We start from the raw sequence: 16,158 nt of genomic DNA, 5'->3' as shown, positions 1-16,158 counted from the left end.
CCCGGCCGCGCCCGGCGTCAGCCCGGGCGCGGCCCCGGCTCGCCCCGGTCGGTGAACAGCCGGGCCAGCGTGCTGGTCAGGTGCCGCACCGGCAGCGTGGTGTGCTCCAGCCTGTGCACCGCGGCCAGCAGCTGGGCCAGGCCGTCCTCGTGGGCCAGGCAGGTGCGCAGGATGTTCTGCACCTCCTGCCTGGCGCGGGCGTCGCGGTGCACCGAGGAGCTGATCGCCGGGTCGAGGGAGTCCAGCAGGCGCTGGCGGCTGTACGGGAACCGGCACAGCGGCACCGCCAGCAGCGCGTCGGTGGCCAGCGCCAGCACGTAGTGGTCCACAGTGGACACCGTTGCTCCGCTGCTTGGCCTGCCCGCGGTCAGCTGCCGTGGGCGGTGCAGGATCCAGGCGAGCAGGTCGGCGTTGCCCACCGGGACCCTGGCCGGGCGGAACAGCGCGCCGGGGGTGCGGGTGGTGCTCTGGTAGAGCGTGTCGGAGATGATCAGGGCCAGGTCGGCGCGGTCGGTGCGCAGGGTCTCGTGCAGGGCCGGGGTGTCGGCCATGCCGAAGGCGTGCAGCACGGCGGGGCTGGTCACGCCCCGGCCGTCCACCCGCACCGGACCGGCGTGCATGGCCACCCGCAGCCGCACCTGCTGCACCGGCAGCAGGGTCGCGTTGACCGCGCGCAGCTCGATGGACAGGTTGTCCGGCACCATCGCCACCAGCTGCTCCCTGGAGACCTGCGGCGGCAGCAACAGCAGCACCCCGTCGCCGAAGCTCTCCGTGGCGCAGTCCGCCCACGGGATGTGGCTGCGGGTCACCGCCTTCTTCAGCGCCTCGTACATCCTGCGCCACAACGTGATCCGCTCGTGCCCCGCGCTGTCCGCGGTGGAGGTCAGGTGGACCGCCAGCATCACCCTCGGCACCACCACGCTGACCCGGCTGCTCAGCATGTCGGCCAGTCCGGACAGCAGCGCCTTGGTGCGCTGGGTGTCCGGGTGGTCCTCGCCGCGCACCCGCAGCTGCGCGTGCAGCACCTCCTGGTAGGTCGCCCGCGCCTGGACCAGCTTGCCCTGCTGGGTCAGCACCGCGGCCAGGTTGTTGCGACTGTCCACAGTGTCCGGATGGTCCGCGCCGAGCACCCGGGCCTGGTCGGCCAGCAGCTCGGTGTAGGCGGCCTCGGCCTCGGCCGAATTGCCCTGCTGGGCCAGGATGTTGGCCAGGTTGTTGCGGCTGGCCAGGGTGTCGGGGTGGTCCGCGCCGAGCACCCTGGGCAGGTCGGTGAGCAGCCGGAGGTAAGTGTGCTCGGCCTCGGCGAGTTTCCCTTGCTGGGCCAGGATGTTGGCCAGGTTGTTGCGGCTGGCCAGGGTGTCCGGGTGTTCCGGGCCGAGCAGCACGCACCGCCGGTGGGCCACCCGGCGGAACACCTCGGCCGCCTCGGTGAGCTTCCCGTCGTCCCGCAGCGCGTCCGCCTGGTCCTGCAACACGTTGGCCAGGTTGGACAGCACCGCCAGCGCGTCGCCGGAGTCCAGCCGGGTGCCCTCGGCGGCCCGGCGCAGGATCTCCTCCGCCTCGGTCAGGTCCGCCGGGTCGGCCAGCCTGCTGTGCCGGGCGCGCAGTGCCGCGCCCAGGTTGGACATCCGCCGCAACCGGCCGGGGTGCTCCGGCGAGGTGGCCGCGCCTGCCTGGCGCAGCACCGCGATCGCCTCGTCCAGGGAGTCCAGGTCGCCGGTGCGCTCGTAGTGCAGCCGCAGCGAGGCGCCCAGGTTGGCCAGCAGCGCGGAGCGGTCCCGGTCGTCGTCGGGGGCCGCGCGCAGGGCCTGGCGCTGGCGGCGCACCGCGGCCTGCAGGTCCCGCTCGTCGAAGGTGTGCTCGTGCCGCTGCCGCAACGCGTTGCCCAGGTTGGACAGCTGCCCGCTGAGGTCGCGGTCCCGCGGGTCGAGCAGGCCGACCACCCTGGTCAGCGTGTCGATGGCCCGGTCCAGCACCGCCAGCTCGCGGGTCACCTCGTACTCGATCTGCAGCGAGTTGCTCAGCAGCGACAGCCAGGCCACCGCGTGCGCCGGATCGTCCATAGTGGACTTCGAGAGCGAGTGGGCCAGCCGGGCCGCCTCGCGCACCGCGGTCAGCGCGGCCACCCGGGACCCGGTGCTGGCCTGGTGCCCACCCAGCCGCAGCAGCGCCACGGCCAGCTCGGCCCGTGCTTCGAGCGGATCGGTTTCCGCGCACTGTCGCAGCTCCCGCACCCTGGCGGCCAGCCGGGACTCCTGCTCGGCCGGATCACTCATCGCTGACTCCTCGGTCGATCTCGGGCGGCGGGTTGAGCAGGAACTCCCGCGCCAGTGCGGGATCGTGGAACTCCCAGCTCTCCGAACGGGTGCCGTCCCGCGCGGTGCAGCGGGTGTAGCGGAGCAGGCTGGTCCGCTCTGGCGCGGGCGGCGGCGCCTGCCGGGGCGCCGGCAGCACGACCAGCCCGGCTGGCTCCTGGCCGCAGAACCGCTCGGACAGCCGCTGGTAGGCATCTCGGGCCGCGCCGAACCGGCCGCCCTCGCCGTCGAGCTCGCGCAGCATCCGCACGATGTAGCGGGCCTGGCTGCCGCGGATGGCGGACTGGCCGCCGCCGGTGACCGCCACGTGCGTGCACAGCAGGTCGTGCAGCTCCTTGTCCGGGTCGAAGCCCTGAGCCAGGTAGATGTCGTAGGCGTCCAGGGCCTGGGCCAGCGGGCCGCCGCCGGTCAGCCGGGCGCGCAGCTCGGCCACCTGCGCCCGCAGGGTTGTGCCCGGTGTGGTCGCGGCGAGCTCGGCCAGCTCGGCGAGCACCGCCAGCTCCGCCTCCTCGGCCGCGCCGATGATCTGCGCGCGCAGCGCCAGGCTGTTCTCCGGCCGGTCCAGCGCGGTGGGCCGCTGCGGGTACCGGTCGTACTCCACCAGCACCACCGCCTGGAAGCCCTTGCCGATCGGCTGCACACCCAGCTGGTTCACCAGCGGTCCGTCCAGCGCGGGCACCATGATCTGTGAGCCGCCGTGGCAGGCCGCGTTGGCCAGCAGCCGCACGTGGTCGCGCGGCGCGTCCGGCTGGAACGGCAGCACGGTGGGGGAGTTGGCCGGCACGCACACGATGTCGGCGCGCAGCACGGTCGCGTTGCTCTCCCACAGCAGGTAGTCCTTGCACACCGCGACCGCCAGCCGTACCTGCCGCCCGCGCAGGGTCAGCTCGACCACCTCCACACCCCGGCCCGCGGTGGCGTTCTCCCCGTCGGCCAGGGAGAGCTTGGTGACCAGGTGCACGGTGCCGTCGTGGATGAGCACGGAGACGTTGCGGTGCACCAGATGTTCGCCGCGCCAGCCCGCACCGGCCAGCGCGACCAGGTCGGCGGCCTCGGCGGTGTTGCGCACAAAACCCAGACCCGCCACCACGACCCGCCCGGCGGAGAACTCGCGCAGGGTGTCCAGGCAGCCCAGCGGCACCAGGTACTCGGGGAAGACCACCACGTCGGCGGACTGCCGGTCCAGGAAGGCCATCAGCTCCACCAGGCAGGCCCTGGTCGCGGTGGTGGACAGCTCCTGGATGCCGTCGTAGACCGTGGGGTGCGCGCCGCTGAACAGCTGCGCCGCGGACAGCTCGCCCGGCCCCTTCCCGGCCTCGTACAACGGTTCGGCGGGCAGCCACAGGCTTTCCGGGGTGCGCGCGTGCGGCAGCCCGTCCAGCTGCACCACGCACAACCGGAGCCTGCGGTCAGTCCCGGGGTCCGGCATGGGCGCCCTCCCTGAGCTCCGCGGCCAGGGCTTCGGCGAAGGGGTAGGGCCGGTAGCCGCGCTGGGCCTGCACCCGGTCCAGGTAGGGCTGGGCCGCGGCCACCGCGCTGGTGTAGGAACGGCCCATGCTGCGCCGCACCAGCTTCCGGTCCACGTAGCCGCCCGCGCAGGCGATCGCGATCGAGTTGAGCACCGCGAGGGTGTAGCCGACCCGGTCCAGGGTGGCCCGGTCCAGCTCGGCGAGCTGCTCCGCCGAGCGCCCGGCCACCAGCTGGTGCAGGATCCGCCGCCCGGCGCGCACCTCGGCGGAGAGGTAGCGCTCGTGCAGGTCGAAGAACGCGCGCAGCCGGTCCGCGCGGGTGGACCGCCGGAACCCCCAGGCGGCGACCAGCACCGCCACGGCAGGGGAGATCAGGGACAACCAGACGCTCAGACTCATCGCCACCTCAGCGAAGTCGGTGCGGGACATCCGGCTGTCGGGCGACGGCGACCGGGCGTTACGCACAGTGACTAACCCGTGACCCAGGCCTCGGGTCGTGACGGTCGCGACAGGACTGCGACACCGCCGGGACCTGGGCGGGAAACGCGACGGCTTGGCTCGGGGCATGACCAACGCACCTCCCGCACCGTCCACAGTGGACGGCCGACCCGGCGCACCGGCCACCCGCCCATATATCCCCGAGCTCGACGGCCTGCGCGGCCTGGCCATCGCCGGGGTCCTGCTCTTCCACGCCGGTCACCTCAGCGGCGGGTTCCTCGGCGTGGACCTGTTCTTCGTGCTCTCCGGCTACCTCATCACCGACCTGCTGCTGCGCGACCGCCAGCTGTCCCTGCCCCGGTTCTGGGGCCGCCGGATCCGCCGCCTGTGGCCCGCGCTGGCGGTGCTGCTGGTCGGCGTCACCCTGCTCACCTGGGCCGTCGGCACGCCCGACCAGCTGCGCGGCGCGCTCGCGGACGGGCCGTGGACGCAGCTCAACCTGGCCAACTGGCACCTGCTGGCCGAGTCAGCGGGGTACTGGGACCGGTTCGGGCCGGGGCGGGTGTTCGGGCACCTGTGGAGCATCGCGGTGGAGGAGCAGTTCTGCCTGCTGTGGCCGCTGGTGGTGCTCGCGCTGCGCCGGGAACGGGCGGTGGCGCTGGCGGCCGGGCTGGGTTCGCTGCTGTCACTGGGGCTCATGGTGCTGCTGGCCGAACCGGACCGGGTGTACACCGGGACCGATACCAGGGCGTTCTCGCTGCTGCTGGGCGCGCTGGTGGCGGTGCCGCCGGTGCGTCAGTGGCTGCTGCGCCGGGTGCCCTCGTGGGTGGCGCTGCCCCTGCTGGCCGGGCTGGCGGTGAGCTGGCTGCTGGTGGACGGGGAGCGCTCGCCGATCCTGTTCCAGGGCGGGCTGTTCGCGCACGCGGCGGCCGCGGCGCTGCTGATCGTGCTGGCTCCGGGGTCGGTGCTGGCGCGCGGCCTGGCCTGGCGGCCACTGCGCGGGCTGGGACTCGTCTCCTACAGCCTCTACCTGTGGCACTGGCCGGTGTTCCTGTTGCTGGGCAAGGAGAAGACCGGCCTGGACGGCTGGGCGTGGACGCTGCTGGTCTGCGCGGTCTCCCTGGGACTGGCGGTGCTGTCGAAGGTGTTCGTGGAGGACCCGGTTCGGTTCCGGGCGACCTGGGCCCGTGGCCACACCGGACTGGTGGCCTTCGCGGCCAGCATGGCGGTGGTCGCGCTGACCTGGATCGCGGTGCCCCGGCCCGCCGCGGCGGTGATCGACACCGGTGCGCTCGGCGGTGGTGGCGCGGTTTCGGCCAACGGCCCCAAGGCGTCCAGGGTGCTGTTCATGGGCGACTCGATCGCCGTCGGACTCGCGCTGCCACTGGCGGCGGCGACCAAGGCCAGCGGCCTGACCCTGAAGTCGGTGGCCGCCGCGGGCGGTGGCGGCGTGGTCGGTCCGCTGGCCGAGGCGACCTGGGCCGAACTGCCCGGCACGATCGCCGAGTTCCGGCCGGACGTGCTCGTCTACCAGGTGACCACCTACGACTGGGGCAGCGCCGCCGAGCAGCGCGCCGGGTACGAGCGGCTGGTCACAGCGGCCGGGCAGGCGAAGGTGCTGTTCGTGACCATGCCGCCGATCAAGCCGGATGAGTTCTACGCCGGGCACATGGACGAGCTGGCCCGCACCGCCACGGTGCTGCGCGAGGTCGCCGCCGGTGGCCGGGCCGAGGTCCTCGACGGCGGCCAGGTCTGGGGCGCGTCCTACCAGCGCGAGCGCGAGGGCAAGGTCGAGCGCAGCAGCGACGGCATCCACACCTGCCCGGCAGGCGCGGCCCGCTTCACCGCCTGGCTGCTCGCGGCCCTGGCCGCCAGGTTCTCCGGCGTCACCAAGGTCTCCCCGGAAACCTGGGCCAACACGGGTTGGTCCGCGGACCAGCACTTCAAGGGCTGCTAAGCCGGGCAGGTGCGCGGGCCGAGCGGATCGGCGCCGGGCAGGGTGAGCCGCAACCGCACCCTGGTCGTCGCCGATCCGCCGCCCTGCACGTGCACACCCAGGGCGGTGCAGACGATCTGGTCGACGCCGCGGTCGGTCAGCTCGGCGCGGGACAGCGGCAGGACCAGGGTGATCAGGCCGGGTTCGGTGGTGGCGCTGACCAGGGTGTTGCCGGTCCTGGCGATCTCGGAGTGCAGTCCGCGCTCGTCGCCGGGGCCGGTGAGCAGCAGCGCGATGGCCTCGCCGATGGAGCCCAGGCGGTCGGTGTCGCGTTCGGTGCGGCGGAGTTCGCCCAAGCTGTCGACGAAGTACAGCGTCACGGTGGGGGAGACCCCGGTCGGCGCCTCGCCGCCGTCCTCCACAGTGGACGGTGGGATGCCGCAGCCGGTGGTCAGCGTCAGCAGCGCGGCCAGCGCGAGCCGCCTCATGACTCCGCCCTCGGCAGCACCAGCACGAAGCGGGCGCCACCGGCCGGACCGTTGCCCGCGGTGAGGTCGCCGCCGTGCAGGCGGGCGTTGGCCAGCGCGATGGACAGGCCAAGCCCGCTGCCGCCGGTGCGGGCCGGGTCGGCCTTGTAGAACCGGTCGAACACCTGGGGCAGCACGGATTCCGGCAGGCCGGGACCCCGGTCGGCAACCTCGATCTCGATCCGCTCGGCGGTGGCGCGCAGTCGCACGGTCACCGGGGGCGCGCCGTGCCGCAGCGCGTTGCCGACCAGGTTGGCCACGATCACGTCCAGCCGCCGCGGATCCAGCCTGGCCACCACCTCCGGCAGGTCCGTCGCCACCTGGTCCAGCCAGCCGCGCACGCGCAGGCAGTCCCGGATCGCCCCGGCCACCTCGACCTCCTCGATCCGCAGCCGCGCCATGCCGGCGTCGAACCGGGAGACCTCCATCAGCTCCTCGACCAGCCGCACCAGCCGCTGGGTGGCCGCCACCGCCAGCTCCGCCGACTCCCGCTGCACCGCATCGAGCTTGCCGCTGCCCGCCTGGAGCAGCTCGCTCACCGCGGCCAGGGTGCTCAGCGGGGTGCGCAGCTCGTGCGAGACGTCGGCGACGAACCGGCGCGCGTCGGCCTCCAGCCGCCGCAGCTCGGCCACCGTGCGCTGCAACGCCTCGGCCATCTCGTTGACCGTGACGGACAGTTCGGCCAGCTCGTCCTTGCCGCGCACCGGAAGTCGCGCGCCGAGCTCGCCAGCGGCCAGCGTGCGCGCGGTGTCGCGGACCCGGCGCACCGGCCCCAGCACCCCGCCCGCGGCCAGCAGCGCGAGCAGCACCGCCAGCGGCAGGGCGATCGCGCTGGTGCGCGCGGCGGCCATGGTCAGCTCGTCCAGCTGGGCCTGGGTGACCGCCAGGTCGCGCACCGCGTAGACCTCGATGCCCGAGGGCCTGCGCTGCCCGTCCACCGCGGTGATCATCACCGGGGTGCCGATGAGCAGCCGCGGCCCGTCCGCGTCGATCCGTTGCCACACCAGGCGTTGCCGGTCCCGCACCGCGCCGCGCAGCGCCTCGGCCGCCCGCTCCGCGCCACCGCCCGAACTTCTGTCCACATAGGACACCAGTGTCTGCTCGCCGACTGCCGCGCGCAGCCGGTCCAGTGCGGCCGCGTCCGGCGGGAAGGTCAGCTCCCTGGCCACCGCGGCGATCCGCGCGGTCAGCTCCCCGGTCAGCCGCTGCCGCGCCTCGCTGAGCAGCGCCGACCGCGCCGAACCCGCGCCCGCCCAGGCCGCTGCCACCGCACCCACCGCGGTGACCAGCACAAACGCCAGCACCAGCCGGGTGCGCAGCCCATACGGCCAGCGCACCCTCATCGCGCGCCGAACCGGTAGCCGAAGCCCCGCGCGGTCAGCACGTGCTCGGGCTCGCGCGGCGCGCGCTCGATCTTGGCCCGCAGCCGCTGCACGCAGTTGTCCACCAGCCGCGAGTCGCCGAGGTAGTCGTGCTCCCACACCAGTTCCAGCAGCTGCTGGCGGCTGAACACCCGGCCCGGCGCGCGGGCCAGGGTCAGCAGCAGCCGGAACTCCGTCGGCGTGAGCGCCACCGGCTCCCCGGCCAGCGACACGGTGGCCGCGGCCGGGTCGATGCTCAGCTCGCCGTGGGTGAGCACCCCGTCCGGCGTGATCCCGCTGCGCCGCAGCACCGCCCGGATCCGGGCGTCCAGCACGGTGGGCTGCGCCGGTTTCACCACGTAGTCGTCGGCCCCGGCTTCCAGCCCGCGTACCACGTCGAAGTCGTCGCCGCGCGCGGTCAGCATGATCACCGGCACCGCGCCCGCGCGCCGGATCCGCCTGCACACCTCGAAGCCGTCCACCCCGGGCAGCATGACGTCGAGCACCACCACGTCCGGCGGGGCGGCGGCCAGTTCGCGCAGCCCGGTTTCGCCGTCCTCGGCGGTGCGCACCTGGTGGCCGTGCCGGTCCAGCGCGAGCTGCAGCCCACGGCGCACCAGCGGATCGTCCTCGATGAGCAGAATCGCGACCACCCGGCCAGTATGCGGCGGCGACCCGAGCTTGGCCGGTCGCGCCGGGCGGCTGCGACACAACTACGACTTTGTCGTCACGATTATTTCAGTGTTGAGCGAAATTAATCCGCTCAAACACAAAAAAGCCAACCGCCGAGAAGCGGAGCCGACGCCTCAGTCCACGCAGAACTCGTTGCCCTCGATGTCCTGCATCACGATGCACGACTCGTTCTCCTCATCGGCGGGCAGCAACCGCAGGCGCACCGCGCCGAGCGCGACCAGCCGGGCACACTCGGCCTCCAGCACGGCCAGGCGCTCCTCGCCCGCCAGCCCGGTGCCGGCCCGCACGCACAGGTGCACCCGGTTCTTGACCACCTTGCCCTCGGGCACCCGCTGGAAGTACAGCCGAGGGCCGGCACCCGTGGGATCGGTGCAGACGGCCGAGCTTTGCTCCTCCGGCGACGGCGGCGGTGCGACGTACCCCAGCACCTCGCACCAGAACTGGGCGAGGCGCTCAGGTTCCGCGCAGTCGAAGGTGACCTGGAACTGTTTGACCGATGCCATCGGGCCACCATAGTTGCCGCCGAGCGGACACGACACCGAGTTGCGCACCCCAGGCCGGGGGCATGCCCTGGCCTGCCCGGGGCTCAGTCCGCCTTCTCCGCCGCGCCGAGCAGCTGCCGGATCCGGGCGGTGGCCGCGGCGAAAGCGGGCAGCGCCATGGTCTCCGCGTAGTCGCGCTGGGCGGGCAGCTCGATCGGGATGGTCTCGGCGATCCGGCCGGGCCGGGCGGTGAGCACGACCACCCGGTTGGCCAGGTAGGCGGACTCGGCGATGGAGTGGGTGACCAGCAGCACCGTGGTGCCGGTCTCCCGCCAGATCCGGTGCAGCTCCACGTTGAGCTGCTCGCGGGTGAGCGCGTCCAGTGCGCCGAAGGGCTCGTCCATCAGCAGCACCTGGGGCCGGTGCAGCAGTGCCCGGCACAGCGCCACCCGCTGCTGCATGCCGCCGGAGAGCTCGTGCGGCAGCGCGTCGGCGAAGCCGGACAGGCCGGTCAGCTCGATCAGCTCGTCGGTGCGCTTCCTGGCCTCGGCGGCAGGCATGCCGCGCATCTCCGCTTGCAGCAGGATGTTGCGGCGGGCCGAGCGCCAGTCCAGCAGGGCGGCGCGCTGGAAGACGGCAGCTGGGCGGAGGCGTCCTTCATCGCCTCCACCGCGGCGGCCGGGTTCTTCTCCGCTTCCGCCCAGGCTTCGGTGGTGGCCGCGACCATCCGCTTGACCAGGTCGGGGTCGGAGTCCAGCAGGGCGGTGGAGGTGAGCAGGCCGTCGCTGTAGTAGGTGAGGCCGAAGTCGGCGAAACGCAGCTGGGACACCGGTTTCCCGGCCTTGTCCTGGATGATCGGGCCCTGGTCGTTGGCGTAGCCGACCAGTGCGTCGGCCCGGCCCGCGATCACCGCGGCGATCTTGCCTGCCGGGTCGATGTTCTGCACTTGCACATCGCCCTCGGACAGGCCGTTCTGCTTGAGGAAGGCGCCGAAGGTCTTGGACAGCGCGTCGCCCGCGGTCACCGCGACGGTTTTTCCTTTGAGGTCAGCGGGTTTGCTGATGCCCTTGTCGGCGAAGAACTGCACGGCGGCCGGGGTGGTCTGCAAGTAGACGCCCAAGCTCTTGACCGGGACGCCGGAGTCGACCGCGGCGAGCAGGGAGGAGGTGTCGGCCCAGCCGAACTCGGTCTGGCCGCCGCCGACGGCCTGCACGGTCTTGCCGGAGCCCTGACCTGCCTGGATCTTGAGGTTGATCCCGTGCTTGCTGAAGATGCCCTGTTTCAGGCCGTGGTAGAAGGGCGCGTGCTCGCCGTAGGGATACCAGTTGAGCGTCAAGGTGACCTGCTTGCCCTGCTCGGCCGGCGCGCCGCCGCACCCGGCGACGGCCAGCAGCAGCGCGGCGAGCAGGACGGGGACGGAGCTGCGCATGGCTGGCCCTCCTAGAGAGTGGTCACGGGGTCGGCGCGGCGGCTGACGTGCCAGGGCAGCAGCAGCCGTTCGGCCAGTTCCAGCAGCGCGAACAGCGCCACGCCGATCAGCGACATCAGGATCAGACCGGCGAACAGCATTGGCGTGTCGAGGTTTCCGTTGGCCTGCAGGATCACGTAGCCCAGGCCCTCGTTGGCGCCGACGAACTCGCCGACCACCGCGCCGGTCACCGCCAGCGTCACCGCGACCTTCAGCCCGGCGAACAGCTGTGGCAGCGCGGCCGGGAAGCGGATCTTGACGAAGGTCTTCAGCGGCCCGCCGCCCATGGTGGCGGCCAGGTCCAGGGTCTCCGCGCCGACCGACTTGAGCCCGGTGACCATGGAGATCACCACCGGGAAGAACGCGATCAGCACCGCCACCAGCACCTTGGGCGCCAGCCCGAAACCCAGCCACACCACGAACAGCGGCGCGACCGCGATCTTGGGGATCACCTGGGCGAAGACCAGGACCGGGTAGAGCGTCTTCTCCAGCGCGGGGGAGTAGACCATGATCACCGCGGTCAGCACGCCGAGCACCGCGGCGATCAGGAAGCCCAGCACGGTCTCGTAGCCGGTGACCCAGGTGTGCTCGCTGAGGTAGCCCCACTTGGCGGCGAACACCGCCAGCGTCGCGCCGGGGGAGGGGATCAGGTAGGGCGCGACCAGGCCGGTGGCGGTGATCAGCTGCCAGCAGGCCAGTGCCGCGGCCAGCAGCGCGATCGGCCGCCAGGAGCGTTCGGCGGCCAGCCGCCAGCGGCTGACTTCCGGTGCGCGGTCGGTCATCTCCGGTCTCCGTCCCCATGCGGAAAGCGCTTTCCGATTCGCGTGGGTCAGTACGCTAGAGGCGGCGGAGGGCACGGTCAAGGGAAAACCGGCTGTCGATGATCGCCCCGGCCCCTAGAGTTGGCGCCCGTGACCAGTCCCAGCCCGCGCCGACGTGCGGAGATGTTCGTCGAGGCCGACCGAGACCCCCGGCTGACCGCCCCCGCCACCGGCGAGGAGCGCGCGGTGCTGCTGGGCATCCTCAACGGCCAGCGCGCCACCCTGGAGCTCAAGTGCGCCGGCCTGGACGCCGAGCTGGCGGCCAGGTCGGTGCCGCCGTCCACGCTGTCGCTGCTCGGGCTCATCCGGCACCTGGCCGAGGTCGAGCGCCGCTGGTTCCGCGTGGTGCTGGCCGGTCAGGACGCGCCGCCGCGCTACGTCACCCCGGAGCACCCGGACGCCGACTTCGACCAGGCCAGCGCCGACCCGGCGGTGGTCGCCGAGGCCTGGGCGGCCTGGCGCGCGGAGGTCGCCTTCGCCGAGCGGTTCACCGCCGAGGCGCCCAGCCTGGACGTCGAGGGTGAGGACGGCTGGCGCGGCACGGTCTCGCTGCGCTGGGTGCTGATCCACCTGGTCGAGGAGTACGCCCGCCACAACGGACACGCCGACCTGCTCCGCGAGTGCGTCGACGGGGCGATCGGGGTATGAAACGGCGCAGCGCCTTGCGGATCGATCCAGCCAACACCGAGCAGCTCAAGGCCTGGGACGGCGGCCAGGGCGAGTTCTGGACCCGCCGCGCCGAGCGCTTCGACGCCGGCGTGGCCCGCTACCACGGCCAGTTCCTCGCCGCGGCCGCGATCGAGCCGGACTCCCGCGTGCTGGACGTCGGCTGCGGCGCGGGCCAGGCCACCAGGGACGCCGCCCGCCTCGCCCATCGGGGCAGCGCGCTGGGTGTGGACCTGTCCACGCCGATGCTCGCCCTGGCCCGCGAGCTGGCCGAGCGCGAGGGCCTGGCCAACGTGGTCTTCGACCAGGTCGACGCCCAGTCCCACCCGTTCACTCCCGGCGGTTTCGACCGGGTGGTCAGCCGCCACGGCGCGATGTTCTTCGGCGACGCCCCCGCCGCCTTCGCCAACCTCGCCCGCGCGCTGCGCCCCGGCGGCGGGCTCACCCTGCTGACCTGGCAGCCACCGGCGGCCAACGAGTGGATGCGCGCCTTCCGCACCGCCTACGCCAACGGCGTCCCGCCCGAGGTGCGGCCGCCCAGCGCGGGCGGGCTGACCGATCCGGACCTGACCAGGGAACTGCTGACCACGGCCGGGTTCACCGATGTGCGCATCGAGGCGCTGAGCGAGTCGATGTGGTTCGGGGCCGATGTCGAGGACGCGCTGGAGTTCATCATCGAGCAGTTCGGCTGGCTCATGGCCGAGCAGGAGGCGGACATCCAGGCCAGGATCGTGGACGGGGTGCGCGCGGACATGGCCGAGCACCTGGCCGAGGACGGCGTCCGCTACGGCTCGGCCGCGTGGCTGGTCCAGGCGAGGCGTCTTTAGTCACGGCGCACGGTGACAATCTCCGGATGCTGCCCGGACAGGCTGATCGGCAACCGGTCCAGCAGCTGAAATCCGGTGCGGGGGAGCGCGCTCGCCGGCAACAGCAGGACGGCTCGCCCGCGGGGACGCAGCACCCGGCGCAGTTCGCGCCAGAAATGCTGCGGTCGGCGGGCGAGCACCCCGGTCGGCGGGACCTGGCGGTCCCATGGCGGGTTGCACAGCACGAGATCGACGGCACCGTCCGCGACCGGCAACCGCCCGGCATCCGCAACACCCCAACCGATCCCCGCGCCGATCCCGCCACCCAGCCCGGGGCCGATCCCCGCGCCGATCCCGCCACCCAGCCCGGGGCCGATCCCCGCGCCGATCCCGCCGCCCAGCCCCGGGCCGATCCCCGCGCCGACTCCACCGCCCAGCCCCGCCGCGGCCCCGTTGACCCGTGCCGCCGCCACCGCTCCGGCATCCCGGTCCAGCCCCAGCACCAGCTCCGCCCCGCCCAGCGCCGCCTCCACCGCGAGCGTCCCGGCCCCACAACAGGGATCCAGCACCCGCCCGCCCCCGCCCAGCCGCGCCATCGCCGCCGCCACCGGCGGATGCAGGCTCCCGGCCCGGGTCACCCGCCGATACCCGCGCCGGTGCAGCGGCCGCTCGGCGATCCGCAGCGCCACCAGCGCCCGATCGCCTTCCACGGTCACCCGCCAGGACAATCCGCCATCGGGCGGCGCCACTCCGCCCCGCCTGCTCCAGTACGGCAGTCCCAGCGCCAACGCCACCGGCCGGCCCACCGCGTCCTCCAGGTCGTACCGGTTGTAGTTGCGTCGCCCCAAAAACGACGCCGACACCGTCACCCCGGCCGTGAAGTCCTTGCCGCCACAGCGTTTCCGTGCCATCAGCAGCTCCGCCAACGGCATCCGCGCCGCGGCCTCGGCCAGCACGGGCAGGTCCGCGCGGGCCGGACCGATGCCGCGCACCGAGATCCCGTGCAGCAGCACGTCATCGGCGCACCGCGAGCCCAGCACCGCCGGGGTCGGCTCCGCGCGGAACCACACCTCGCGATGTCCTTGGAAATCCACGGGACCGAGCGGCCGGACCTCCTCGGCCACCACCTGCTCAAGACCCCGCACCGTCCGCGCCACCAGGCGCGCGGCCGTCACGTGTGGACGACTGCGCCTGGACGCGGTGAAACCCGAGAGATCATTCGATCTGCTCCCACGTCGCGACCCGGGACGGCGTTGTGCCGCCCCGCATCACCAGCGATGGGGAATCCGCTGCCCGCCGGTGGCCGGGTCAGCGTCGGGTGAACATCATGGCGGGCAGGCTAACAGTGGTTGACCTTGACCGGAACCGGTTATTCCTCAGCCATGCCAAGCACAGTCGCCGCGGTGACCTTCGACTGCAGGGACCTGGACCGGCTCATCGAGTTCTGGTCCGCGGTACTGGGCTATCGCCTGGTGGACCGGGGTTTCAGTCTCGACGGCACCGAGTACGCGCAGATCAAGGGCGATACCGGCCCGCCGCTGATGTTCGAGCAGGTGCCAGGGAGCGGCCGCCGCCCGGAGAAGAACCCGGTGCACCTGGACCTGGACCCGCCGCCCGGCGAGCACGCCGCCGAGGTGGAGCGGATCATCGGGCTGGGCGCGCGCCGGGCCGACGTCGGACTGGACCCCCGGCTGCCCTGGGTGGTGCTGCTGGACCCGGAGGACAACGAGTTCTGCGTGATCGACCACGACCGGAACGAACCTACCGTGAACGGCTGAACAGCCTGCCCGCCAGGTCCACGCCGGTGACCGCGCCACTGGCGTCGCGGGAGAAGTAGCCGCGCTGCCCCTTGAGGCCGCCTTCGGTGATGACGTACTCCTCCCCGTCGCCGGGCAGGAAGCCGAAGGCGGCGGGCGGGTAGTCCGGCGGCATGTCGGCGGAGGCCTGGCGGATCTCCGGTTTGATGGCCACCGCCATGACGAGCTTGCCGCCGTCGGTGCTGATGTCGAGGTTCATCGCATCGATCTCGTAGTGGCCTGCCACCTCCTCGGCCCTGGCCGCCTCGAACGGGACCGGCTCGGCTTCCCGCTGCACCACGCCGAGGTGGTGTTCCAGCGCCCAGCGCAGCACGGCCTGGTTGAAGCGGTTGCCGTCCGGGCCCGCGTTGGCCAGCGAGACCACCGCGAAGTCCCGGTCCGGCGCGATCAGCAGCTCGCTGAACTGGCCGTTGCCGGAGCCGCCGTGCCCGATGGTGCGCACGCCGTCGACCTCGCGCAGGAACCAGCCGATGCCGACGCCGTCACCGAGCGTGCTGGCGCGCAGTTCGGCGGTCTGCTCGCGCATGCCGCGCACCGCCTCGGCCGGGAGTGCCCCGGCGCCGTCGGCGAGCTGGAACTTGGCCCACCGCAGCAGGTTGCTGACCGAGGAAATGAGGCCGCCGCCGGGGTTGTTGGCGCTGGTGCCCGCCCGCCAGGCCTTCCACGGCCGCGCCGCTGACAACCGGCCGTCCTCGTCCCGGTTGTGGCCGACGGCGAAGGGCCGGATGAGCACCTCGTCCAGGTCGAAGAAGGTGTTCGACAGCCCGGCGGGGGTGAGCACCAGCTCGGTCACCGCCTGCTCGAAGGACTGGCCGGTGAGGTGTTCGAGGACCCGTCCGGCCAGGTTGTACCCGGCCTGGCTGTAGGAGGCTCTGGCCCCCGGCGGCGCGATCTGCTTGAGCTCGGCCAGCTTGGCCACGAACCCCGGCAGGGTCTCATCCGCCTCGGCCCCGACCAGCTGCCAGTCCAGGCCCGAGGTGTGGTTGAGCAGCTGGAACACGGTGATCTGTGCCTCGGCCCGCGCATCGGCGAGCCGGAGTTCCGGGACGTAACGGCGCACCGGCGCGTGCAGGTCCAGTTTGCCCTCGGCGGCCAGGCGCACCAGCGCGGTGGCGGTGAACGGCTTGGTCAGCGAGGCCAGGTGGAACAGAGTCCGTTCGGTCACCGGCGCCGGGTGGTCCGCGCTGGTCACGCCGTGCGCGACGGTGGTCTCCGCGCCGTCGGCCAGCACGCCGACGGCGGCGCCGGGGATGCCGAGCTCCGCCGCTGTGGCCGCGACGAAGTCCGCGAGTGCCGATGTCATGAGCGCCCCTCAGGTAGTTGAACTAAGTGCAAGTCGGACCCTAGACGCACTCTTGA

General features: G+C 72.9%; 16 protein-coding genes. 4 read left to right on the top strand and 12 right to left on the bottom strand.

What is annotated here, in order from left to right; translation table 11 throughout:
* Window positions 1-17: 17 nt before the first annotated feature.
* The 3 genes from ACWDY5_RS21895 to ACWDY5_RS21885 are packed head-to-tail and all read right to left on the bottom strand — an operon-like array spanning window position 18 to window position 4,183.
* Entirely contained in the window at window positions 18-2,276 is a 2,259-nt protein-coding gene (locus ACWDY5_RS21895; protein ID WP_449724013.1) for a tetratricopeptide repeat protein, read from the bottom strand.
* Entirely contained in the window at window positions 2,269-3,744 is a 1,476-nt protein-coding gene (locus tag ACWDY5_RS21890; protein WP_449724012.1) for a hypothetical protein, read from the bottom strand. Before ACWDY5_RS21890 ends, ACWDY5_RS21895 begins: the two co-directional genes overlap by 8 nt.
* Window positions 3,725-4,183, bottom strand: a complete 459-nt coding sequence (locus tag ACWDY5_RS21885; protein ID WP_449724011.1) for a DUF4760 domain-containing protein — start codon at window positions 4,181-4,183, stop codon at window positions 3,725-3,727. Before ACWDY5_RS21885 ends, ACWDY5_RS21890 begins: the two co-directional genes overlap by 20 nt.
* A gap of 166 nt (window positions 4,184-4,349) precedes the next feature.
* On the opposite strand from ACWDY5_RS21885, the gene ACWDY5_RS21880 reads away from it, so the two are divergent.
* A complete protein-coding gene (locus tag ACWDY5_RS21880) occupies window positions 4,350-6,179 on the top strand; it encodes an acyltransferase family protein (protein ID WP_449724010.1) in 1,830 nt (609 codons plus the stop codon).
* On the opposite strand, the gene ACWDY5_RS21875 is transcribed toward ACWDY5_RS21880, so the two are convergent.
* The 7 genes from ACWDY5_RS21875 to ACWDY5_RS21845 form a co-directional block, all read right to left on the bottom strand.
* On the bottom strand, window positions 6,176-6,646 hold the full coding sequence (locus tag ACWDY5_RS21875; RefSeq protein ID WP_449724009.1) for a hypothetical protein: 471 nt from the start codon (window positions 6,644-6,646) through the stop codon (window positions 6,176-6,178). The genes ACWDY5_RS21880 and ACWDY5_RS21875 overlap by 4 nt on opposite strands.
* Entirely contained in the window at window positions 6,643-8,028 is a 1,386-nt protein-coding gene (locus tag ACWDY5_RS21870) for an ATP-binding protein (RefSeq protein ID WP_449724008.1), read from the bottom strand. Before ACWDY5_RS21870 ends, ACWDY5_RS21875 begins: the two co-directional genes overlap by 4 nt.
* Window positions 8,025-8,699: a response regulator gene (locus ACWDY5_RS21865; protein ID WP_449724007.1), complete on the bottom strand. Its 675-nt coding sequence runs from the start codon at window positions 8,697-8,699 to the stop codon at window positions 8,025-8,027. Before ACWDY5_RS21865 ends, ACWDY5_RS21870 begins: the two co-directional genes overlap by 4 nt.
* A 153-nt stretch (window positions 8,700-8,852) precedes the next feature.
* Entirely contained in the window at window positions 8,853-9,242 is a 390-nt protein-coding gene (locus ACWDY5_RS21860) for a VOC family protein (RefSeq protein WP_449724006.1), read from the bottom strand.
* A gap of 83 nt (window positions 9,243-9,325) precedes the next feature.
* Window positions 9,326-9,802, bottom strand: a complete 477-nt coding sequence (locus ACWDY5_RS21855) for an ABC transporter ATP-binding protein (RefSeq protein WP_449724066.1) — start codon at window positions 9,800-9,802, stop codon at window positions 9,326-9,328.
* Window positions 9,742-10,650, bottom strand: a complete 909-nt coding sequence (locus ACWDY5_RS21850) for an ABC transporter substrate-binding protein (RefSeq protein ID WP_449724005.1) — start codon at window positions 10,648-10,650, stop codon at window positions 9,742-9,744. Before ACWDY5_RS21850 ends, ACWDY5_RS21855 begins: the two co-directional genes overlap by 61 nt.
* 11 nt (window positions 10,651-10,661) lie before the next feature.
* Window positions 10,662-11,471, bottom strand: coding sequence for an ABC transporter permease (locus tag ACWDY5_RS21845; RefSeq protein ID WP_449724004.1), 810 nt, complete (start codon window positions 11,469-11,471; stop codon window positions 10,662-10,664).
* A 129-nt stretch (window positions 11,472-11,600) separates the two neighbouring features.
* Between ACWDY5_RS21845 and ACWDY5_RS21840 the strand changes: the two genes are divergently transcribed.
* Both ACWDY5_RS21840 and ACWDY5_RS21835 read left to right on the top strand, forming a co-directional pair.
* Window positions 11,601-12,158 carry a DinB family protein gene (locus ACWDY5_RS21840; protein WP_449724003.1) on the top strand — a complete coding sequence of 186 codons (558 nt, stop codon included), beginning with the start codon at window positions 11,601-11,603 and terminating at the stop codon, window positions 12,156-12,158.
* Complete coding sequence (locus ACWDY5_RS21835; protein ID WP_449724002.1) at window positions 12,155-13,003, top strand: class I SAM-dependent methyltransferase; 849 nt, start codon at window positions 12,155-12,157, stop codon at window positions 13,001-13,003. The genes ACWDY5_RS21840 and ACWDY5_RS21835 overlap by 4 nt, the downstream gene beginning before the upstream one ends.
* On the opposite strand, the gene ACWDY5_RS21830 is transcribed toward ACWDY5_RS21835, so the two are convergent.
* Entirely contained in the window at window positions 13,000-14,157 is a 1,158-nt protein-coding gene (locus tag ACWDY5_RS21830; protein ID WP_449724001.1) for a methyltransferase domain-containing protein, read from the bottom strand. The two genes, ACWDY5_RS21835 and ACWDY5_RS21830, sit on opposite strands and share 4 nt — an antisense overlap.
* Window positions 14,158-14,364: 207 nt before the next feature.
* Here ACWDY5_RS21830 and ACWDY5_RS21825 point away from each other — a divergent pair, with 207 nt between their 5' ends.
* Window positions 14,365-14,760, top strand: a complete 396-nt coding sequence (locus ACWDY5_RS21825; RefSeq protein ID WP_449724000.1) for a VOC family protein — start codon at window positions 14,365-14,367, stop codon at window positions 14,758-14,760.
* Here the strand turns inward: ACWDY5_RS21825 and ACWDY5_RS21820 are convergent.
* Entirely contained in the window at window positions 14,744-16,102 is a 1,359-nt protein-coding gene (locus tag ACWDY5_RS21820) for a serine hydrolase domain-containing protein (RefSeq protein ID WP_449723999.1), read from the bottom strand. The genes ACWDY5_RS21825 and ACWDY5_RS21820 overlap by 17 nt on opposite strands.
* Between the last annotated feature and the right edge of the window lie 56 nt (window positions 16,103-16,158).

The sequence above is a fragment of the Crossiella sp. NPDC003009 genome (genome assembly GCF_053591555.1).
The sequence above is the reverse complement of the archived record's forward strand: the minus strand, read 5'-3'. Positions and strand labels throughout refer to the sequence as shown.

What these genes read in the sequence shown, in the direction of transcription:
- ACWDY5_RS21860 (WP_449724006.1), bottom strand. Translation starts at nt 9,242, where the DNA reads ATGGCATCGGTCAAACAGTTCCAGGTCACCTTCGACTGCGCGGAACCT.
- ACWDY5_RS21835 (WP_449724002.1), top strand. Translation starts at nt 12,155, where the DNA reads ATGAAACGGCGCAGCGCCTTGCGGATCGATCCAGCCAACACCGAGCAG.
- ACWDY5_RS21875 (WP_449724009.1), bottom strand. Translation starts at nt 6,646, where the DNA reads ATGAGGCGGCTCGCGCTGGCCGCGCTGCTGACGCTGACCACCGGCTGC.
- ACWDY5_RS21890 (WP_449724012.1), bottom strand. Translation starts at nt 3,744, where the DNA reads ATGCCGGACCCCGGGACTGACCGCAGGCTCCGGTTGTGCGTGGTGCAG.
- ACWDY5_RS21885 (WP_449724011.1), bottom strand. Translation starts at nt 4,183, where the DNA reads ATGAGTCTGAGCGTCTGGTTGTCCCTGATCTCCCCTGCCGTGGCGGTG.
- ACWDY5_RS21820 (WP_449723999.1), bottom strand. Translation starts at nt 16,102, where the DNA reads ATGACATCGGCACTCGCGGACTTCGTCGCGGCCACAGCGGCGGAGCTC.
- ACWDY5_RS21845 (WP_449724004.1), bottom strand. Translation starts at nt 11,471, where the DNA reads ATGACCGACCGCGCACCGGAAGTCAGCCGCTGGCGGCTGGCCGCCGAA.
- ACWDY5_RS21895 (WP_449724013.1), bottom strand. Translation starts at nt 2,276, where the DNA reads ATGAGTGATCCGGCCGAGCAGGAGTCCCGGCTGGCCGCCAGGGTGCGG.
- ACWDY5_RS21825 (WP_449724000.1), top strand. Translation starts at nt 14,365, where the DNA reads ATGCCAAGCACAGTCGCCGCGGTGACCTTCGACTGCAGGGACCTGGAC.
- ACWDY5_RS21870 (WP_449724008.1), bottom strand. Translation starts at nt 8,028, where the DNA reads ATGAGGGTGCGCTGGCCGTATGGGCTGCGCACCCGGCTGGTGCTGGCG.
- ACWDY5_RS21850 (WP_449724005.1), bottom strand. Translation starts at nt 10,650, where the DNA reads ATGCGCAGCTCCGTCCCCGTCCTGCTCGCCGCGCTGCTGCTGGCCGTC.
- ACWDY5_RS21880 (WP_449724010.1), top strand. Translation starts at nt 4,350, where the DNA reads ATGACCAACGCACCTCCCGCACCGTCCACAGTGGACGGCCGACCCGGC.